The organism is Novosphingobium sp. BL-A-41-Hi4B-X5A (genome assembly GCF_055521705.1).
This window is the reverse complement of the sequence record NZ_CM145500.1, coordinates 2,973,315-2,993,381: the sequence shown is the minus strand read 5'-3', so window position 1 is coordinate 2,993,381 and position 20,067 is coordinate 2,973,315. Positions and strand designations below refer to the sequence as shown.

Sequence of the window (20,067 nt, the reverse complement as noted above, 5' to 3'; positions counted from 1 at the left end):
TCAGTCCCACAGCTGGATGGTTTCGCGGGTCGCAGTCGCTGCCTCAGCCACTTCGGGCAGGATTAGCTCGGTGCCACCGGGAAGCCTTGGACCGAGCGCGGCGATGCCCGGATTGAGTTCTAGCACCTGCTCGGTGACGTTGCTCGTGCGGCCGAGCACGCGCCAGCAGACCTCGTCGACGGTTTCGCCATCGCGCGCGGTTACCGTGAGGGACATGGTGCCTCGATGGTAGGATTGAAGGCATCCCAAGAAAGTCGGTACGGCCAGTAGAGCGGCCAGACCAAGGCGGCCATGCCGGCCGGGACGCCGGGTACGGGATCGCACGCGCTGCGAAAGCGCGCGCCCTCGTGGCCGAAGGTCAAGGCGGAGCCGAGCAGGTAGACTGCCGCGAGGACGGCGAGATGCTTCATCAGATCAACTCCACGCGATTGCGCGGCACGTCGGCGCGGGTGTTGCCAGGTGCGAAGGTCTTGAGGTCGGCCACGGCTGCCCAGGCGCGGCGGTAGTACTCGTCGGCACCGTCTTCCTTGTCGGTCGCGCGATCGAGGCCGCGATCTGTGGCGGTCATGTCGCGGTTGCCGGCGAAGAGATCGGCGGCGGTCAGCGAGATGATCAGGCGCTCCCACAGTGCCTCGGCCTGGTTGCGATCGTTGATCATGTCCGCCGTCACGTCGGCGAGCTCTTCGGCCCCGGCGAGGACATGCGTCGAACGCCATGCCGCCAGCTGGCGGAAGGCCGTGAGCATCGCGGCCTCGATAGAGGCGCGCAGGCGATCAGTGGTGACCTCGCCATTGCCCAGGCGCACCGAATTGCGGACCAGGGCGAGCGGGATATCGGGGAACCAGCCATCGGCGCCGACCTTGGCGTTGGCCGGATCCAGCGGGGTGACGGGATTTGCGGTCAGGCCTGCCATGGTGGGTCACTCGTTTCAATCTGGCCCCAGAGTTTTCGGGGGGTGAGGATGCGATCGGGCATGGACTGGAAGACCCACCCTTGCGCATCCGCCCCCCGAGCGCCGTGGGGCGGGCCGGTCAGCCCTGGGGAGGTTCTCCACCTTCCCCCGGGGCAAGCTTCTTCGCCTCGCGTTCGAGGCGTTCGATGTCCTTCTTGACGCCGACGTTGGAATCGAGCTGCAGCGCGCGGCGCAGGGCCTCGAGCGCGGTCTCGACATAAGCAGCCTTGCCGCCCGCGGGGGCGTTGTCGGCCGCTGGATCGAACCGCGCGGCTTTCTGGGCATAACGCCGCCCGATCGCTTTGAGCAGCTTGGCGCGCACCGCATCGTGCATGTCATGCCCTTCGACCAGCGCGGATACCGCGAGCAGGTGATCGAGGCTGACCGCATCGAACTCGGCATTGGCGATGGTGGCCACTTCCTCTGCCAGATAGCAGGCCGGGGTGCGGGTGAACTTCTCCGGCATGGCAAGGCCGTGGCGGATAGCATGGGCGGCAAGGCGCAGTGCGTAGTCAAAATCGCGATAGTCGATCGCCCAGACCAGATTGGTCACGAGGATTTCGTCCTGCGCGGCCTGTCCTTCCGCAGCGAGCACACCTTCGATCCACGGCGCAAAGGCGCGGGCCATTTCCACCTTTACCGGCACGCGGGCCTCGTGACTGGCGATGTCGGACAGGGTGCGCAGGTTGTCATGCAGCAGCACGCGCAGGGCGGCATATTCCTGACCCGATGGCGAGTTGGCCTTCGGCTCCTGCAGTTCGGGCGTTCGTGCCGTTTCGGGAGCAACAGCGCCCGACATGATGCCGAGGACGCGCTGCTTGTGACGACGGAAGGGGCTGCTCATGCGGGGCTCCATGGTGAAAGGGAGACCGCGCTATCCGGCGCGCGGCCAACCGGTTCGGTTAAGGAGCATCCGCTCCCCTCCCCGGTCTCGGATGTGGGCTCTTGCGGCAACCGACCCGGATGTCAGCGACCGCCTTCACTGCCCTCCCGGCGTGGTATTACGGGCGGTCGCCGAACTCGATGTTCTCGGCCAGGACCATGAAATCAGTGTCTTCGATGACGTAGCCTTCGTTGACGCTGTTGTAGTCGACGAGACTCGCCTTGTTCTCGGGCTCATCCTTGATGTACCGGCGGCGCGAACCTTCCTGGTAGTACATCGACAGGTTCTTGAGCGGGGTGACCGCCATGGTCTTTTCCGGGAACTTCGGGACGATGGCAGCGCGGCGCCCGCCGATCTGCTTGGTGGACATGATGATGTCGCCCACCACCTGATCCGACGTCGAGCGGCCCCCATCGATCGTGTCCGAAAGCGGACGGTTGATCATCGGGAAGTACTTTTCGTCGACGAGGTCCTGGCTGACCAGAACGACGTGGTCGGTGCTGTTGCGCGACCAGCTGGGCATGCCAGAGATGAGATCATAGGCCAGCGCATCGATGTTCTTGTAATCGCCAGCAGCACTGTCGGCGTTGGGGCCGATATAGATTGGCGCGGCCGCACCGGTTGCAGTGGTGATGCCGCCGGCGGTAACGGTGGCGCGCCCCATGACATGATCGGCCTTTTCAAGGCGGAGCTTCTGCAGCCAACCGATGTTCACGTCCTCGCCCAAGGGGTTATCCTCGGCATCCGTGCTGGCGGCGGCGGCAAGGCCGTTCCAGCCAACCGAGATGCGGCTGAGAGCCACCGACACCGCGACATGGCGCGCATAGCGCTGGGCGAAATCGGGGAACTTCGACCAGTTGTCGATGATCTGCCAGGGAAGCTTGGTGTTGAACTCGGTATCGTAGAGCCGATACTCGCGATCCTGCAGCTTGCCGACGTAACGCGCCTTACGCGGAAGGTCAGCCTCTGCCGTGCGCGAAGCGATCATGTCATCGGTGCCGAGGCCGATCACCTGGCCGATCAGATCGCGAACGCCAATGACGTTGATCTGCTGCAGGAAGCCGACTTCTTCGCGCTGCAGATCCTCAAGCCGCTGTTCGGCGGTGGGATCAAGCGAGAACTGGTGAGCCACGCCGCGCGTTGCTCCGTTGAGCTGCACGATAGCGTTGAAAAGGCCGTCGAGCGCCCGGCGGCCGCGATCGGAAAGAGTGTAACCCATATCTGTCAGGTCCTATTGAGGGGAGTAAGCGGGGCGGGCGGCGGACTGGATCAGAAGATCCCGGAGTAGTTACCGGCTTTGCCGTCGGAGATCGGGCGCTGGCGGTAGTTCTGGTCGGGCGTCCGCTCCTGCGTTTCCTCGACCTTCTTGAGCTTGACCGCGAGGGCATCGGCTTCGGCGCGGAACTCGGTGCGCAGGCCGTTGATGGCCGTGGCGATGGTGGTGCCGAACTCGTCGAACAGCGGGCGCAGAGCGGCGAAGTCGAAAGCCGCACCCTCGGGCGGATCGTCCTTCTTGGCTTCGGGCTTTTCTTCGGCCTTCGAAAACTTCGCCGCAAAGCCATCGAACAGCTTGGCCATGCCCGACAGAAGCGCATTGCCGCCCTGGGTGACATCGGCATCGGCGAATTCAAGTGGTTCGGCCGTGTCTGCCGATACGGTGATCGTGCCGGGAAGTGAGCGGTTGAACTGCAGGCGCTCGGTGGCGATCGATGCGGGGCTGTCGGTGAGCGCGCAGCCCATCATGTAGGCAAAGCCCTTGCCACCGAAATTGGGCTCGATCTCGATCGAGGGATAGACCTTCTGCCCCGCCTCGTTGAGCTTCTTGGCATCGTCGTTGACGTCGAAGACGCCGTAGAGCGCCTTGCGCGTCTCGGTCTTGCCGTTGAAATTGACCTCGACCTCGCCGATCGAGAGCTCGAGAACATCACCGTAGGCGCGGAAAGGTCCATCGCCGCTGATGCCGCGGACATGCTCGATATTCAGCCGTGCCCCGTAGACCTTGGGGTCGTAGCTCGAGACCATCTCTTCGAGCATCTTTTCATCGATCACGCGGCCATCGACGGTGGAACCGGCGGTGGCGAGCAGGAAGGGCTTGGTCTTCATCGAAAGGGCTCCCGTCTGGGTATTGGCGTGGCGCGTTGGTGCGGGGTCAGCAGTTGTGCCCTTTGAGGCACCGGCGGCGCGGCTCTGGCAACGCGCCTGCGCGGTAGAGCGCGGGTTTACCCGGCGAGGCAGGCGACAGGAGACGGGGTTCGGGGTGCATGGCTTGACGCCATGCACTGCTCTCCACCCCTGCGCCCCGTTCCCGATGCGGACACAGAACCGGCTATCAGCCGGCAGGTGAACCGTGCGCAGCGGCGCGAGGCGCGCTCGCTCTACCATCGCGGGTGGACGGCAAAGCAAATCTCGGAAGAGATGGCGGTTCCCTACGCAACCGTGGCGGCATGGAAGCGGCGCGATGCGTGGGACCAGGACGCGCCGATCGCGGTGGTCGAGGATCGCCTCGAGGCGAAAATCGCCATGCTGCTCGACAAGGAACCCTTCACCGAGGGTGACATGAAGCGCGTGGATTTCCTCATGCGCCAGCTCGAACGCTCTGCGCGGATCCGCAAGTTCGACAAGACCGGGAAGGAAGGCGATCTCAACCCGAAGATCGCGAACCGGAACGACGAGCCCGCCAAGGCCAAGCGCGCGGAGAAGCGCAAGAACTTCCTGACCATCGAGCAGTGGGAGAAGCTGCTCGCGGACTTCGACGACTGGCGCTTCGAATATCAGGATCTGTGGTGGGACCAGCGCGAGCAGCGCACGCGCAAGATCCGCAAATCGCGCCAGGTGGGCGCGACGGTCTATTTCGCGCGCGAGGCCTTCGCCAAAGTTGGCGAGGCGGTGCTCAAGGGCGAGCAGCCCCGCAACCAGATCTTCATATCGGCGAGCGAGCGGCAGGCGCTGAAATTTCGGCGCGAGATCTACAAGTGGGTGCGCAAGGTCACCGGGATCGAGCTCAAGGGGAAGATCATCGAGCTCGACTTCGTCGGGCAGTATCCCGAGGACGAAGAGGGGCAGACTGAACACAAGCCGATCGAATCGGCCGGCTTCTACTTTCTCTCGACCAATTCGGCGACGGCGCAGGGCGAAAGCGGCGACTTCTACTTCGACGAATACGCGTGGGTTCATGGCTTTGCCGAGCTGGCCAAGGTCGCCAGCGGCATGGCCACCCACAAGATCTACAAGAAGACCTATTTCTCGACGCCATCGACCAAGACCCACGAGAGCTATGCCTTCTGGTCGGGCGAGGAATGGAACCGGGGCCGCGCGAAGGGCGATCAGAAGCCCTTCGACATCAGCCACAAGAACCTTCGCCGTGGTGCGATCATGCCGGATGGAAGCTGGCAGCAGATCCTCACCATCCACGACGCCTGCGACCTCGGCCTGTCCGCCCTGGTCGACGTCGACGAGCTCCGCCGCGAATATTCGGAAGACGCGTTCCGCAACCTGTTCGAATGCGAGGACGTGGACGATGCCGAGAGCAGCTTCCCCTATGCCCGCCTCAACCCGGCGCGGGTGGACAGCTTCCTCAAGTGGCGCGACTTCCATCCGGCGCTGGTCGACGTGCCTGGCGGGCGTCCGTTCGGCGACAAGCCGGTGTGGCTGGGTTACGACCCGAACAAGCAGGGCCGCGACGATGCCGCGCTGATCGTGCTGGCACCACCGGACAAGGTAGGCGGCAAGTTCCGCGTGCTCGAGAAGTACCGCCTCAACGGCCTCGACTTCGCGGGGCAGGCGGATTTCATCAAGGGCGTGGCAGGCCGCTACAACGTCACCGATATCTCGATCGACACTACCGGGTCCGGACAGGCCGTGCTCGAACTGGTCGGTCACTGGTTCCCGCTGGTCCGCAAGATCGAATATTCGGTGGCGAGCAAGACCGCGCTGGTGATCAAGGGGCAACACGTGTTCCGCGCCGGCCGCATCGAGTTCGATGCCGGGTGGACCGACCTGATGCAGGCGCTGATGGCTATCCGCCCCACGCTTACCGCAAGCCAGAAGGGCGTGACCTATACCGCGCGCCGCAACGGCGAGATCGGCCACGCCGACATTGCCTGGGCGCTGCTGCACGCCCTTTCCAACGAGCCTTTGGACGTCGGGACCGAGAGCCAAGCGAGCGGCGGTACCGTCAGATTTTTCGATTGAGGAGCCGAGCATGAGCACGAGGAAATCGACCGCACTGGCGGCACCGGCGAAAGCAAGCGCGGGGAAACTGTCCCGGATGCCGAAAGGACCCGTGGAGGGCGGCGTCTTTTCGTTCGGTGATCCCGAAAGCGTGCTCGATCGCCGCGAGCTCTCCCAGTACTTCGAGATCTGGCACAACGGCCAGTGGTACGAGCCACCCCTGCCGACGGCACGCCTCGCCCAGGTGTTCAACATGAGCCCCTATCATCGCAGCGCGGTGGCCCTGAAGGTCAACATGCTGGTTTCGCAACAGGTGCAGAGCCGCTGGCTCGGCAGCGACGACTTCGAGCGCTTTGCCCTGGACTTCGTGCAGATGGGGAACGGTTACTTCGAGCAGGTTCCGAACCTGGGCAACCGCGTGGCGGTGATCCGGCATGCGCCCTCGGTCCATATGCGCGCCGGGGTGAAGGCCGGCGTGTTCTGGTTCGTCAATGGACCGATCAGCCAGAGCCACGAGTTCGAGCCCGGACGCATTTTCCAGCTGCAGCAGCCTGACGTGGCGCAGGAGATCTATGGGCTTCCAGAGTGGCTATCCGCGCTGCAGAGCGGGTTGCTTTCGGAGAACGCCACGCTGTTCCGCCGTCGCTACTACCTCAACGGTGCGCATGCTGGTTTCATCTTGAGCATCACGGACGCTCTGGCCGATGAGGGGATGGTCGACCAGATCGCGGAGAAGCTCGGCCAGGCGCGCGGCGTGGGCAACTTCAAGAACATGCTGCTCTACATGCCCAAAGGGAAGAAGGACGGCGTGCAGGTCATTCCCATTGCTGATGTGACTGCGAAAGACGAATTCTCGAACGTGAAGAACATCAGCCGCGACGACATGCTCGGCGCGCACCGCACGCCGCCCCAGCTGATCGGCGTGATCCCCCAGAACAACGGCGGCTTCGGCAGCGTGCGCGAGGCGCGCGATTCGTTCTACGAGCTCGAGATCGTGCCGATCGCGCGGCGCATGCTGCGCATGAACGACTGGGCAGGTGTGCCGGCGCTTTCGTTTGCCGATTACCTCTGCGCCGATGGCTCGGTGATCCGGCAGGAAGGCAACGGCTTCAGGAAGATCCCCGCAGGCCAGGTGCGCTGACCGGCGACGGCGGGGGACCGGGCGTTGCACCGCCCAAGTCCGACGAACGCAGCTCGTCTTGTCCCAATCGGTCCCGCCTTGGGGCCAATCCCGCCTGCCGACTCGGCGGCGGAACATTTAAGGAACAAGTGCGATGTTGTCGAATCCCGAGACCACCCTCGTGGCGGTCGATCCGGTCAAGCCGCTGGCGCCCTATATCGGCGGAAAGCGCAATCTGGCCAAGCGCCTGGTGCAGCGGATCAACGCCGTTCCGCATGACACCTATGCCGAAGTCTTCGTCGGCATGGGCGGGGTGTTCCTGCGCCGGGATCGCAAGCCCAAGGGCGAGGTGATCAACGACTGGTCGGAGGACGTGGCGACGTTCTTTCGCGTGGTGCAGCACCATTACGTGCCATTCCTCGACATGCTGCGCTTCCAGATCACGAGCAGGGCGGGGTTCGAGAAGCTGCTCGCCATGGAGCCGAGCTCGCTGACTGACCTGCAGCGATCGGCGCGGTTCCTGTACCTGCAGCGGCTTGCGTTCGGGGGGAAGGTAAACGGGCGCGGGTTCGGCGTGGTGCTGGGCAGCGGCGGGCGATTCGACATCAGCAAGGTCGGGCCGATGATCGAGGCGGTGCATGAACGGCTTGCAGGCGTGATAATCGAGCGTCTGCCTTGGGCGGATTTCATCGCGCGGTATGACCGACCGGCCACGCTGTTCTATCTCGATCCGCCCTACTACGGCTGCGAGACCGACTATGGCCGGGACATGTTCCGACGCGAGGAGTTCGAGGCCATGTCCGAGCAGCTGCGCGGCATCCGGGGCAAGTTCATCCTCTCGCTCAACGATCATCCGGAAGTGCGCCGGATCTTCGAGGGCTTCACGATCGAGGGCGAGCAGGTGCGCTACCAGATCGGGGGCATGGATAAGTCCAAGGTCTTCGGTGAAGTGATCATCTCCAACTGACGATCAGCGCCAGGGCCGCGCAAGGCCCTTGGCGATAAGCCACTCGCCCGCGTCGCGGCCATTGACCGTAACGCGGGCGAGTGTGCGTCCGTAGACGTCCTGCCCGCGCCTCTCGATGCGCACGGCGCCTGTGGCGAGGAAGCGCTCAAGCGCGGCTTTGGACTGCTCGGCCTTTGCATGATCACACCAGGTCGGATTGCGGCTGCCTTTGAGACGCGCACGGGAGCGGGGGCTGCATCGCTCTGATCCCGCGCGCTCTGGCGCATCGATCCCGATCAGGCGGACACGCTCACCACTGCAGAGGCGGATGGTGTCACCGTCGGACACGCGGGCGATGCAGGCGCTGGCGGTGGCGGCGAGGGCGATGAGTAGGGGCATGCCGACCCCTAGCACCCCCTGAGGGCAGGGACCAACGCCGCCACCCCCAGCGCGCCGCGCTCGCCCCCACGCCTCGCTTTCGGCTTCTTCATCGAAAAATATGCAAGTTGGCCCAGTCGGCATGCGCTCTGCGAGCACCGCCATATGTCGCAATGACATAACATTCCTCACATGCCCCAATCTGTGGCGTCAAAAGTCCCGGAAATGCTGGATTTTGGAGGTGAGGTCAGAGGCCTAACACTGACATAATCTTTTGAGGGCGGCGACATAATGTCATTGATTTTAAACGATTTTTCCAACCCCAGACATTACCTTTCTTAGATATAATATGGTTATGTCTATATTATATCATTATTACGTCCTAAGTCTTTGAAATTCCAAGGATGTTATAAATGTTATGTCCTTGCGCCAGATACCTCGCAATGTCTGCAAATGGCCTCTAGCCGTAGACTTCTCGGAGAAAAATCGCCGATCGATGTAATGAGGTGGGAGCAGGCTTCGCTGTGCGCTTCTATGCATGGACGCGGTCTCGCCCGCACACCGCTTTCCGGTCGGGACTATGTCGGGACTCTAGGTGCCGATCTGTTCCGCTTGGTGCCTTTTCGTTCCGTGAAGCCAGGAGTTGACGGCAGCGCAAAATGCCCTAAATGCGCGGTCTCCGGGTCACCGGGCGCTTAGCTCAGTTGGTAGAGCATCTCGTTTACACCGAGAGGGTCGGCGGTTCGAGCCCGTCAGCGCCCACCATTTCCTCCCAGCCCATGCTCCCCCCGGTCTATGCTCCCGATGCGACAGTCCGTGCGTCTGCGTGCTGTGCAAGCGAGGCGATTGCCGGTATCGTCCGCTGCATGGTCCGGCGCGCTCTCATCGCCCTATCGCTGACCGCCACGCTTGCCGGGTGCATCGGTTCGCCCGACCAGCCGGTGCGCAAGCCGTCGCGCGGAAGCACTGGGGCTTCGCTCAGCCAGTCCCCGCAGACGCGGGCGTGCCTTGCCAATCTTGGCGCCGCGCAAGCGCGTTTCACCCCGCTCTCTGATCAATATTACGGCGCGGGCTGCTCGACCCTTGGCACCGTTCGGCTTGAATCCCTGCAGGCCGACAATGGCCTGCTCAACGTCACCAATCTTGGTCCCGTCTCCTGCCCGGCAGCCACCGCGCTGCAAGGTTGGGCGCGTTTCGGCGTTGACCGCGCTGCGCGCCAGATCCTCGGCAGCCCGCTGCAACGGATCGAGACGATGGGCAGCTATTCCTGCCGCAACGTCGCGGGCACCAGCCGCCTGTCAGCCCACGCAACTGCCAATGCGATCGACATTGCCGCATTCCGACTCGCCGATGGTCGCCGCATCAGCATCGTCAACGACTGGAACTCGCCATCGCCGCAAGTCCGGGCCTTCCTGCGCACGATCCGCGACAGCGCCTGCAAGCGCTTCGGCACCGTTCTGACCCCGGATTACAACGCCGCCCACCGCGATCATCTGCATCTTGAGCCGGGCGGCCTCAAATCCTTCTGCCGCTAGGGTTCTGACCCTAGATCGCCGACCCGCATAAGCAAAGGGCGGAGGTTGCCCCCCGCCCTTCGCGTTCCGGTCAATCGTGCCAAGTTGCGTCAGGCGGCGACGTCGTCCAGTCCGGTCGCCTCGATCCGCAGGCGGACCGCTTCGGCGGCATGGCGGGCGCCAAGCTTGCCCATCATCTTCATGCGATGGATTTCCACGGTGCGCGGGCTGATGTCGAGCTCGCGCGCGATGGCCTTGTTGCTCTGCCCTTCGGCAAGGCGATCGAGGACTTCGCGTTCACGCAGGGAAAGGCGGGCAATGCGCTGACGCGCTTCGGCGGCACGGGCGCGCTGGGCACGGTAGGCTTCGGCTTCGCGGCTGGCGCGGGCGACGGCTTCATTCAGGGGGCCGATCTGCGTCGGCATGGCGAGATAATCAAGCGCACCGGCCTTGATGGCACGGACGACCGCGGCAGTCTGCGGCGGTTCGGCGATTGCGATGACCGGCAGCCAGTGGCCCGCCTGCATCATCACCGAAATGAGCCGCGGGATGCCTTCTCCCACCGGCTCATCCTGGGCCAGGACAAGGCCGCCGGAAGGCGCATGCGCCAGCAGCTCCTCGGCATTGGCGTATATCTCGGCGTGATGGCCGGCAGCGAAAGCAAGCCGGGCCAATTGCGCCCTACGAGCGGAATCCCCATCGAGGATATGAAGTGTGACACGATCAACCATGACGCTCATTAAGCGCCTGATTTTTTGACTTTGCCACTTGGGTTAGCTTCGTAATGAACCAGAACTGACGTTCATCGGCCTGCTATAAAGGTTTTTCCTTAGGATGAACGCTTCCGGAACGGACCATTTAGGGCGAGGTTAACCAAAAAATGTGATGCAGGACACAAAATTCGCCGGTTTTTCGCAAGCAGTTCCATCACTTATGAGCATCTTGAAAAGCCGCCATTAACCAGGAACGCCTCGTTTCGAATCGGTATTCTCGAATCAGTTTTCTCGTGTCGCTGTTCCGGAATCAGCCCTCGTCCGCTTTGAACGTGTAGTCCGGCAGCGAATGGAAGGCCTGGCGCAGTGCCTCGCTCCAGCTCGACGAGATCGATTTGAAGTAAGGATCGCTCGCCAGAATTCGGCGCTGGTGCAGCGGCTCGAAGCGGTCACGCTCCATCACCAGCAGGTCGAACGGCAGCCCGACCGAAAGATTGGCGGCCACCGTCGAGTCGAACGAGACCATCAGCAGCTTCACCGCATCCTCGAAGCTCATCGTCCGGTCATAGCCGCGCAGCAGGATCGGGCGGCCGTACTTGGTCTCCCCGATCTGGAAGAACGGCGTATCGAAGCTGGCCTCGATGAAGTTGCCCTCCGGATAGATCATGAACAGCCGCGGCTCCATGTCCTGGATCTGCCCGGCCACGATCATCGATGCCGTGAAGCGCGGCCCCTCCGACTTCATCCCGTTGTCCTGCCGCCCCTCGATCACGTTGCGCAGGAGATTGCCGACAAGCGTCGCCACCTGAAACATGGTCGGCGCTTCGAGGATCGAAGGCCGCCGATCGCTTGGCGCCTTGTTGCGCTCCTCAAGCTGCGAGATGACGGCCTGCGTCGTCGCCAGGTTGCCAGCGGTCATGATCGTGATCTGGCGTTCGCCCGGCACGGACCAATGATGCATTTTCCGGAACACGGATATGTTGTCGACGCCCGAATTGGTCCGGGTGTCGCTCATCATCACCAGGCCCTTGTCGAGGATCATCCCCACGCAATACGTCATCGCCTTGCCCCGATCTTGCCCTGTCCCAGCCTAATGCCTGTCCAAGCCTAATGCCTGTCTCGGCCTAATAACGTGTGGTCTATTGTTCCACACGCTGCTGTTCCACGGCAAGCTTCACATGCATCGTCTCGTCCAGCGCACCGTATCTAATACCAGTGATGGGGGCTGCATCCTGATAGTCGCGACCGGTCGCCACGCGGACATAGCGGGCATCGGGGCTGATGCCGTTGGACACGTCAAAGCCGACCCAGCCCAGCCCTTCGACATGCGCCTCCGCCCAGGCGTGGCCGGCGTCCTGCTCGATCCGGTCATTCATCATCAGGTAACCACTGACATAGCGCGCCGGTATCCCCAGCGACCGCGCCGCGCCGATGAACACGTGCGCATGATCCTGGCACACGCCCCGTCCCGCCGCGAGCGCACTCTCGGCCGTCGTCTCGGCATTGGTGTGCCCGGTCGAATAGGCCACCCGCTCGCGGATCAGCGCGGAGAGGGCATGCAGCGTGGCAAGCGTGTTCCCCTCCTGCGACAACGCCGAAACCAGCGAGCGGATGCGGGGGCCAACCTTGGTCAGGTCGGTCGGCTCGAGAAATTGCCACATCGGCACGAAGCCCGAATGCTTGCCCATGATCCCGGCCTCATCGTTGGTGGCCACAAGGCCTTCGCAACGAATCGTCACTTCCTGCACGCCCGGATCGAACGAGATCAACGCCACATGATTGCAATGGGCATCATCGTATTCGCACTGCAGCTGCGCCCCTTCGAACGACATCCGCCATTCAAGCACGCGCTGCCCGGCAGAAGTCTTGGGCTTCAACCGCAGCCTCTGCAGGCCCCGGCTGACCGGTCCCGTGAACACGTAATGCGTGGTATGATCGATGGCGAGGCGCATGGAACCCTAGTCGATGAAGCGATAATCGCGCTGGATCTGCATCGCCAGCGTGGTGTTGTTGCGAATGAACGTGCCGATGAACTCGTGCAGGCCCTGCTCGAAGATCGCATCGATCGTCGCCTGATGGAATTGGCAATCGGCATCGCGCAGGATTTCATGGCAGTGCATCTCACTGCCATACTCCCGCGCCAGGCTCGCGAGGTTTGATCGCAGCTTGGAATAACAGAATGCCAGGCTGCGCGGGAAACGTCCGTCGAGGATCAGGAACTCGGCAATGCCGCGCGGATCCATCCGTCCGGCATTGAGCCAGCGATAGGCCCGCTCGCCTGCCACAGAGCGCAGCACGTTTTCCCACTGCACATTGTCGAGGCTCGACCCGACATAGGATATCGAGGGCAGCAGCACATAGTATTTCACGTCGAGGATGCGCGCGGTGTTGTCCGCCCGCTCGATGAAGCTGCCTAGCCGCGCGAAGTTGTAGATCTCGTTGCGCAGCATGGTGCCTTCCATGGCCCCGCGCACTTGCGTCGACTGCCGCCGGACAAGATCGAGCACATCGCCCAGCCGCGTCTCCGTGACCGGTCGCGCCAGCGCTTCCTTGAGCTTCATCCAGCCGTCGTTGACCGATTCCCACACTTCGCGCGTAATGCCGCCTCGCACCATGCGCGCGTTGGTCCGGGCCATCTCGGTCATTGCCAGCACGCTGCCGGGATTGTCCTTGTCGCGCAGGATGTAGTTGAACACGTGGCTGCCGGTGTACTCGGGGCCGTATCGCGCTTCGTAGCCCGGCCGCAGCCCCAGCGTCACGATCAGCGAGCGCCACTCGTCCGAAGCATCGGAAGCGTCGCGGGTCAGCGCCATGCGGAACCCCGCCTCGATCAGGCGCGAGATGTTCTCCGCGCGCTCGAGGTAGCGGAACAGCCAGAAAATGCCGTTTGCGGATCTACCTAACATCAGTCGTCCAGTACCCAGCTGTCCTTGGTCCCGCCGCCTTGCGACGAATTGACCACCAGCGAACCCTTCTTCAGCGCCACCCGCGTCAGGCCGCCCGGCGTGATGTCGATGCCGTTGGGGCTGACCAGCACGAACGGTCGCAAGTCGACATGGCGCGGCGCCAGCCCGGCCTTGGTCAGGATCGGCACGGTCGAGAGCGAAAGCGTCGGCTGCGCGATGTAGTTCTCGGGCTTGGCGCGCAGCTTGGCCTCGAACGCGGCCAGTTCCTTGCGCGAAGAGGTCGGCCCGATCAGCATGCCATAGCCGCCCGAACCGTGCACTTCCTTGACCACCAGCTCGGCCAGGTTATCGAGCACGTACTTCAGCGATTCCGGCTCGGCACAGCGCCAGGTCGGCACGTTCTGCAGGATCGGCTTCTCGCCGGTGTAGAACTCGACGATCTCGGGCATGAACGAATAGATTGCCTTGTCGTCGCAGATCCCCGTCCCCGGCGCATTGGCAATCGTGATCCCGCCCGCGCGATAGACGTCCATGATGCCCGATACGCCCAGCACGGAATTGGGATTGAACGTCAGCGGATCGAGATATTCGTCATCCACCCGGCGATAGAGCACGTCGATCGGCTCGTATCCGCAAGTGGTCCGCATCGCGATGCGCCCGTTTTCCACGCGCAAGTCGCTACCCTCGACCAGTTCCGCACCCATCTGGTCGGCAAGAAATGCGTGCTCGAAGTAGGCGGAATTGTAGATCCCCGGCGTCAGCACTGCCACCACCGGCTTCTTGCCGTCGCACGCGGGCGGCGCGCAGGCCGCAAGGCTGCGGGCAAGGCGGCGCGGATAGTCCGAAACCTCGCGCACCCGCACGCGGGTGAACAGTTCCGGGAACATCGCCATCATCGTCTCGCGGTTCTCCAGCATGTAGGAGACCCCGGACGGAGTGCGGGCATTGTCCTCCAGCACCATGAAATCGTCCTCGCCGGTACGGACAAGGTCGATGCCGACGATGTGGGTATAGACCCCGCCGGGCGGCGTGAAGCCGACCATCTCGGGCAGGAACGCCACATTGCCCTTGAGCAGGCGCGCCGGAAGCCTGCCCGACCGCACGATCTCCTGCCGGTGATACAGGTCATGCAGAAATGCGTTGAGCGCCCGCACCCGCTGCTCGATCCCGCGCGACAGCTTGCGCCATTGCTGCGCGGTGATGATCCGCGGCACCATGTCGAAGGGAATGAGGCGCTCTTCCGCGTCCTCGTTGCCATAGACGTTGAAAGTGATCCCGGTGCGACGGAAGAAGGCCTCGGCCTCGCTGCCCTTGCGCCTCAAAAGGTCCGGCGGCTGCTCGTCATACCACTGGCAATATCCAGCGTAGGCTGACCGTACCGATCCATCGGCGTTGAGCATCTCGTCATACGACGAGGGCGAGGTTGTTTTCATAGGCTCATCCCGTCTGAGCCCCAAGCTTGCACAACGAATCCGCTTTGCCAAGCGCGCCAATGCTGCACTGCGAAATAAAGTTGCTGGGCACTGGCTGCAGCAATGAGGCGAAGAATCCGGCAAGCAATTCCGCTTGCTTCGGCGCGCGTGGAATGAGACTTAATCGCTCAACTAAAAGTTCGGGAGAACGGCGATGCCACAGGTCCACAAGCGCACCTGCCACATCTGCGAAGCCAACTGCGGCGTGCTGGTCGAGGTTGATGCAGGCAAGGTCCTTTCGATCAAGGGCGATCCCGACAACCCATTGTCGCGCGGGCATATCTGTCCCAAGGGCACTGCCCTGCAAGACCTGCAGGAAGACCCTGACCGCTTGCGCAAACCCTTGAAGCGCATCGGGGCGGACTGGCACGAAATCAGCTTCGAACAGGCCTTTGCCGAGATCGGTGAAAAGACCCGCGCCATCCTTGCCCGCGATCCCGGCAGCACTGCGGTCTACGTCGGCAACCCAAACGCGCACTCCTATGGCAACGCGCTCAACATCGGCTTTCTGGAAAAGGCGCTGCGCACGCGGAACAAGTTCTCGGCCAGCACGGTCGACCAGATGCCGCATCAGGTCGCCAATCTGCGCCTGTGGGGCCACGCCAGCATGTTCCCCATTCCCGACGCGGACCGCACGCAGACGCTGGTCATTCTCGGCGGCAATCCGATGGCGTCGAACGGTTCGCTGTGGACTGTCCCCGATTTCCGCAATCGCATGAGGGACTTGCGAGCCCGTGGTGGCCAACTGGTCGTCATCGACCCGCGCCAGACCGAGACCGCGAAGATCGCTGACAGGCACCTGTTCATCCGACCGGCCACCGACGTCTTCTTCCTGATCGCGCTGTTGCAAGCGGTCATGGCGCGCAAGCCACACCGCCCGGTGCAGGATTTCGTCACCGGCCTCGATGAAGTCGGCGCGCTGCTGCAACGCTTCGACAGCGAGGCCTGCGCCACGGCCTGCGGCATCCCCTTGCCTGAAATCGAGCGCCTGGCTGACCGCTTCGCCAGCGGCCCCGCCGCGCTCTACGGGCGCATGGGAGTTGCCACGCAGGCGCATGGCACGCTCAACGCCTGGCTTATCTCATTGATTAACATAGCGTCCGGCCAGCTCGATCGCGAGGGCGGCTGGGTGTTCGGGCGGCCAGCGGTGGACACCGTCAGCGTCCTCCCGCCCGGCTCGATCGGCAAGCACACTTCCCGCGTTTCCGGCCACCGCTCGGTCCTCGGTGAATTTCCCGCCGCCGCCATGGCCGAGGAGATCGAGACACCGGGCGAAGGCCAGATCAAGGCGCTGTTCGTCGTCGCCGGCAACCCGGTCCTGTCCACGCCCAATGGCTCCCGCCTTGCCAAGGCCTTGGATTCGCTGGACTTGATGGTCTCGATCGACATCTACCGCAACGCCACCAGCGCCCACGCCCACTACATCCTGCCCCCCACCGGCCCGCTGGAGCGCGACCACTACGGCCTGTTCCTCCTGCCCATGGCCGCGCGCACCATTGCGGTCTATTCGCCCCCCACCCTGCCGCAGGCCGAAGGAAGCTTGCACGATTGGGAAATCCTGCGGGGCCTCGCCAGCGCGATCAGCGGTGAATCGGTGCAAGCGCCCACCCCGCGCGAGGCGCTTGACGGACTTCTCCAAACCGGGCCCTACGCCCTCACTCTCCAACAGGTAGAAGCCTCGCCTTCGGGCATCGATCTGGGTCCACCGCCCACCGGTCAGTTACCTGCCCGCCTGCGCTCTGCCTCGAAGAGTGTGGCCTGTGCCATACCAGAGTTCATGGTTTGCCTCGAAGAGTTGGAAATCCCCGAAAATGATAATTCCGTTAGTTCTCTGAGACTTATCGGAAGACGCCACTTGCGCACCAACAACTCCTGGCTCGCCAACAGTCACCGCCTCATCAAGGGCCCCGACCGCTGCACGGTGATGATCAATCCAGCCGACGCAGAACGCCGCGGCATCGCTGATGGCGCCACCGTCAAGGTCCGCTCAAGTGCCGGAGAAATAAGCCTTTCTGCTGAAGTCACCGACGACATGATGCCCGGCACCGTCTCCATCCCCCACGGCTGGGGCCACGCCCTCCCCGGCGTCGCCATGGCCAACGCGCTCGGCAAACCCGGCGTCAGCGTCAACGACATCACCCTGAACGAAGTCGACCCGCTGTCAGGCAACGCCGCGCTCAGCGGCATCGCCGTGGAGGTGGAGGCGGCCTAGAAAGTCGCCACCAGTCGCTTCAACATCGCCGCCACATCGGGATGCGCGGCGAAGCCGAGGTGCGTGCAACGCATTGGAATCGCAAGATCTCGCTCGCCCTTGCGACCACAGGCGGAGCGGGGTGCGATAATGCCGTCGCGGGGGCTCCACAGGGCGATGGTGGGCACCGGCGGCTTGGCCGCCATGTCCTGCCCGATCGGCGGTTCGTCCACGGAATGTCCGGCGATCAACTGGTAGGCGCGCCAGGCGTTGTTGGCGCGGCGGTCTCCGGAAAAGGGCGTGCCCATGGTTACGACCAGCCGCACGGCCTCGGGATGGCGCTTGGCCACCTCACGCGCAAACAGGCCGCCAAGGCTCCAGCCGACCAGCACCAGCGGCTCGCCTTCCTTGCGCGCCATCGCCACGACACGCTCGCACAAGCGTTCGAAGCGGTCCTCGGTCGGGCCGAAGTTGAAGCCGAGGCCCCAGTCGCTGACGCGATGCCCGGCGGCTTCCAGCGCAAGGCGGAGCGGCTTCATGCGCACGGGGTGCGTGCCGAAGCCCGGCAGCAGCATGACGGCGCGCGGTTGCGCGGCGGGTTCGTTCGGCACCAGGGTCTGTCGTGACGCCTGCCAATGCTCCACCGGCGTGCGCAATTCGCCAAGCAGCGCCTGCCATTTCGGGCCACGAGCGTCAGCCGGACGCGGCTGGAATGCCAGCGCGCCGCGCCTGGCGATTTCGTTGCGCAACATCGCAAGACGGGCAGCTGTCTGCCCGATTCCCGCCGCCCGCTCTTGAAGGTTGAACATCATTGCCATTGCCTGCGCGCTATCGGCCTAACCGCGGGTGAACGCCAGCATTTGGCAATTGTTTCAAATTCGCGTCAAGAATCGACACCCGGCGCAAATCACCCCTCGATCACGCGGCTTTGGGGATGGTGCTTGTCGAGATGCTTGCGCAGGATCCTGAGATTGCGCGAGTTCGAGCGAAAGAACAAGTCGAAGGCATCGCCCACCAGCGGCACGGCGCCGAGCGCTGTATCGAACGCAACATTCGCGCCCATGCGCCACAGCTTCCATTTCGGCAGGCCAAGGTTGCGCGCTTCCCATACGATATAAGCGCCCATCGCGGCGGTCAGCACGTCACCCAGAATCGGGACAAGACCCGCAATCGCATCCAGGCCCACATCGCGGCGAATGCCGGGGATGGTGAAGCTGCGTTCGAGCACGCGCTCAAGCATTTCGATACGCTGGCGCACCGCGGCGGGATCGTTGCCGATGCCCGGCAATTCCGGGCGAATGCGCTGGGGACGGGTGGCAGAAACGGAGTGGTCCATGCCCTTTATCTGGGAAGCCATGCCATCGGCGGCAAGGGATGCCATCCCCACGGATTCGCCGCAAAGCCCGACGTGCCGCTGCGAACCATCGACCAGCGCAAGGGCCGGGCAATCGGGATGAAACCGTTGGCCGCAGTGATCTCAGCCTCTGCCTCGGCCAGCAAGGCCGCACGTGTGGCTGAGTCGATGGACTTGCGGGCCTCGGCCACGCGCTCGTCTCCGACGGGGCTGCACACCGCCTTTTGCACGGTGCATGACAGCTGGTTGAGGAACCACGTGGCCCGGCCATAGCGCGCGGCGATGTCAACCAGGCGCAAGTCTGCCCGATCCCGCTCACCCACGCGCCGGATCGACAGGCCGATGCGAGCAAAATCGCTTTGCAACTGGTCAAAGACCCGTCCCGAGCCAGGCCCCGACGGCATGGCGACGTTGAGCGTCGGGATGCTTCTGCCGGCACCTTTCCAGGCAGAAACACGGGCGGCCGCCTGGCTTTGACGTTCCTCGACGGACATGCCCTGCCAGCGTTCGCCAATCGTGCCGAGATCGTCCTCGACATCGGGCGAGACGACGCGGGTGGTACCCTGCCAGCCGCCGATATTGAACCGGCCAATCACCGCCTCGCGGTCGATCGCCATGGCCAGCGCCTCGCGATTGGCAGAAGCGCCGAGAAAACCCTGGGTGCTATCGACCATCAGGCCGAACAGGCCGATGACCGGATCAAGCTGGACGTTGCCTCGGGTTAGCCCGATCGAGCCGGCGAGAGGCAGCGTATCGATCCGCCCACCGAGCAGGACATCGGCATAGCCGTCATTGAAGAGAGCCACGGCCTTGTCAGGCGAGGCGAACGTCAGCGCAAGCTTGCGTGCGCGCCGGCCGAAGTCGGGCTGCTTGGGCAAGCCCCGCTGTTCGGGCGGGATGAGCGCAAAGGTGCTGGCGCCTTCCTCGTCCTGCCCCTTCGTCATTGGCCCGGTGCCCTTGCCCTGCCAAAGCAGCGCCATTTCAGGCTGGGCCAGCAGGATCAGCAATTCAGGAACGGGCGCTGACAGGTCAATCTCGATCACGCGATCGGCCATCACGCGCACTTCGTCGATCGCGGCGAGATCAAGCCCCAGCGCCCTGCCTTTCAACCCGGCAATGGTCTTGCGCAGGGCAGCGGCGGCAGCATCGGCGGTAATGCGCTTGCCATCGGGCCAGGTGCCGTCGCGCAGGCGGAAAATGTAGCTTTGCCCATTGTCGGTAACGATCCAGCGGTCCGCCAGCGCTGGCACGACGCGGCCCTGCTCGTCAAAGCTGACAAGGCCTTCGTGCGTGGCAGAACGCAGGAGTTGCGCGGCAGGCGAAAGGCGCTGTCCGGACTCCTTAAGTGCCGAGGGGCTGCCCATCACGGCGATTTCAAGGGTGCCTTCCCGCGACTTTCCGCAAGCGCCAAGCGCAAGGGCCAAGGCAGTAATGACAGCGTAGCGCAGGATCATGGCGTCAGCCTAAG

General features: G+C 63.6%; 20 protein-coding genes and 1 tRNA gene. 6 read left to right on the top strand and 15 right to left on the bottom strand.

The window, feature by feature from the left end:
- The 6 genes from ACZ1JY_RS14595 to ACZ1JY_RS14570 all read right to left on the bottom strand — a co-directional run bounded on the left by ACZ1JY_RS14595 (position 1) and on the right by ACZ1JY_RS14570 (position 3,938).
- A complete protein-coding gene (locus tag ACZ1JY_RS14595) occupies positions 1–216 on the bottom strand; it encodes a tail protein X (RefSeq protein WP_465129762.1) in 216 nt (71 codons plus the stop codon).
- Positions 201–410, bottom strand: a complete 210-nt coding sequence (locus ACZ1JY_RS14590; protein WP_465129761.1) for a hypothetical protein — start codon at positions 408–410, stop codon at positions 201–203. The genes ACZ1JY_RS14595 and ACZ1JY_RS14590 overlap by 16 nt, the downstream gene beginning before the upstream one ends.
- Complete coding sequence (locus ACZ1JY_RS14585; protein WP_465129760.1) at positions 410–913, bottom strand: head completion/stabilization protein; 504 nt, start codon at positions 911–913, stop codon at positions 410–412. The genes ACZ1JY_RS14590 and ACZ1JY_RS14585 overlap by 1 nt, the downstream gene beginning before the upstream one ends.
- A gap of 118 nt (positions 914–1,031) precedes the next feature.
- Positions 1,032–1,796: a phage terminase small subunit gene (gpM, locus tag ACZ1JY_RS14580; RefSeq protein ID WP_465129759.1), complete on the bottom strand. Its 765-nt coding sequence runs from the start codon at positions 1,794–1,796 to the stop codon at positions 1,032–1,034.
- 157 nt (positions 1,797–1,953) lie between these two features.
- Positions 1,954–3,054 carry a phage major capsid protein, P2 family gene (locus ACZ1JY_RS14575; RefSeq protein WP_465129758.1) on the bottom strand — a complete coding sequence of 367 codons (1,101 nt, stop codon included), beginning with the start codon at positions 3,052–3,054 and terminating at the stop codon, positions 1,954–1,956.
- Positions 3,055–3,104: 50 nt separating this feature from the next.
- A complete protein-coding gene (locus ACZ1JY_RS14570) occupies positions 3,105–3,938 on the bottom strand; it encodes a GPO family capsid scaffolding protein (protein ID WP_465129757.1) in 834 nt (277 codons plus the stop codon).
- 237 nt (positions 3,939–4,175) lie between these two features.
- On the opposite strand from ACZ1JY_RS14570, the gene ACZ1JY_RS14565 reads away from it, so the two are divergent.
- The 3 genes from ACZ1JY_RS14565 (at position 4,176) to ACZ1JY_RS14555 (ending at position 8,092) form a co-directional block, all read left to right on the top strand.
- Positions 4,176–6,026 carry a terminase large subunit domain-containing protein gene (locus ACZ1JY_RS14565; protein ID WP_465129756.1) on the top strand — a complete coding sequence of 617 codons (1,851 nt, stop codon included), beginning with the start codon at positions 4,176–4,178 and terminating at the stop codon, positions 6,024–6,026.
- 10 nt (positions 6,027–6,036) lie between these two features.
- Entirely contained in the window at positions 6,037–7,146 is a 1,110-nt protein-coding gene (locus ACZ1JY_RS14560; protein ID WP_465129755.1) for a phage portal protein, read from the top strand.
- Between the two features lie 133 nt (positions 7,147–7,279).
- Complete coding sequence (locus tag ACZ1JY_RS14555) at positions 7,280–8,092, top strand: DNA adenine methylase (protein WP_465129754.1); 813 nt, start codon at positions 7,280–7,282, stop codon at positions 8,090–8,092.
- Positions 8,093–8,095: 3 nt separating this feature from the next.
- Here the strand turns inward: ACZ1JY_RS14555 and ACZ1JY_RS14550 are convergent, their stop codons facing one another.
- A complete protein-coding gene (locus ACZ1JY_RS14550) occupies positions 8,096–8,470 on the bottom strand; it encodes a thermonuclease family protein (protein ID WP_465129753.1) in 375 nt (124 codons plus the stop codon).
- Between the two features lie 668 nt (positions 8,471–9,138).
- Here ACZ1JY_RS14550 and ACZ1JY_RS14545 point away from each other — a divergent pair.
- Positions 9,139–9,214, top strand: a tRNA-Val gene (locus ACZ1JY_RS14545).
- A 101-nt stretch (positions 9,215–9,315) separates the two neighbouring features.
- Positions 9,316–9,984 carry an extensin family protein gene (locus tag ACZ1JY_RS14540; protein WP_168902839.1) on the top strand — a complete coding sequence of 223 codons (669 nt, stop codon included), beginning with the start codon at positions 9,316–9,318 and terminating at the stop codon, positions 9,982–9,984.
- Between the two features lie 89 nt (positions 9,985–10,073).
- Here ACZ1JY_RS14540 and ACZ1JY_RS14535 read toward each other — a convergent pair whose 3' ends face one another.
- From ACZ1JY_RS14535 to ACZ1JY_RS14515, 5 genes are all read right to left on the bottom strand, one after another.
- Entirely contained in the window at positions 10,074–10,694 is a 621-nt protein-coding gene (locus ACZ1JY_RS14535; RefSeq protein WP_039332870.1) for a response regulator transcription factor, read from the bottom strand.
- A 292-nt stretch (positions 10,695–10,986) separates the two neighbouring features.
- Positions 10,987–11,736: a proteasome-type protease gene (locus tag ACZ1JY_RS14530; protein ID WP_118072303.1), complete on the bottom strand. Its 750-nt coding sequence runs from the start codon at positions 11,734–11,736 to the stop codon at positions 10,987–10,989.
- A 79-nt stretch (positions 11,737–11,815) separates the two neighbouring features.
- On the bottom strand, positions 11,816–12,628 hold the full coding sequence (locus ACZ1JY_RS14525; protein WP_168902840.1) for a transglutaminase family protein: 813 nt from the start codon (positions 12,626–12,628) through the stop codon (positions 11,816–11,818).
- Positions 12,629–12,634: 6 nt separating this feature from the next.
- Complete coding sequence (locus ACZ1JY_RS14520) at positions 12,635–13,582, bottom strand: alpha-E domain-containing protein (protein WP_118072304.1); 948 nt, start codon at positions 13,580–13,582, stop codon at positions 12,635–12,637.
- Entirely contained in the window at positions 13,582–15,015 is a 1,434-nt protein-coding gene (locus ACZ1JY_RS14515) for a circularly permuted type 2 ATP-grasp protein (protein ID WP_118072305.1), read from the bottom strand. The genes ACZ1JY_RS14520 and ACZ1JY_RS14515 overlap by 1 nt, the downstream gene beginning before the upstream one ends.
- 193 nt (positions 15,016–15,208) lie before the next feature.
- Between ACZ1JY_RS14515 and ACZ1JY_RS14510 the strand changes: the two genes are divergently transcribed.
- Positions 15,209–17,266, top strand: a complete 2,058-nt coding sequence (locus ACZ1JY_RS14510; RefSeq protein ID WP_465129752.1) for a molybdopterin oxidoreductase family protein — start codon at positions 15,209–15,211, stop codon at positions 17,264–17,266.
- Here ACZ1JY_RS14510 and ACZ1JY_RS14505 read toward each other — a convergent pair.
- From ACZ1JY_RS14505 to ACZ1JY_RS14495, 3 genes are all read right to left on the bottom strand, one after another.
- Positions 17,263–18,063, bottom strand: a complete 801-nt coding sequence (locus tag ACZ1JY_RS14505) for an esterase/lipase family protein (RefSeq protein ID WP_465129751.1) — start codon at positions 18,061–18,063, stop codon at positions 17,263–17,265. The genes ACZ1JY_RS14510 and ACZ1JY_RS14505 overlap by 4 nt on opposite strands.
- A gap of 89 nt (positions 18,064–18,152) precedes the next feature.
- The gene (locus ACZ1JY_RS14500; protein ID WP_118074508.1) at positions 18,153–18,581 is read right to left on the bottom strand and encodes a DUF4112 domain-containing protein; all 429 of its coding nucleotides are present in this window, start codon (positions 18,579–18,581) and stop codon (positions 18,153–18,155) included.
- A gap of 5 nt (positions 18,582–18,586) precedes the next feature.
- Positions 18,587–20,053, bottom strand: a complete 1,467-nt coding sequence (locus ACZ1JY_RS14495) for an ABC transporter substrate-binding protein (protein ID WP_465129750.1) — start codon at positions 20,051–20,053, stop codon at positions 18,587–18,589.
- Positions 20,054–20,067: the final 14 nt, after the last annotated feature.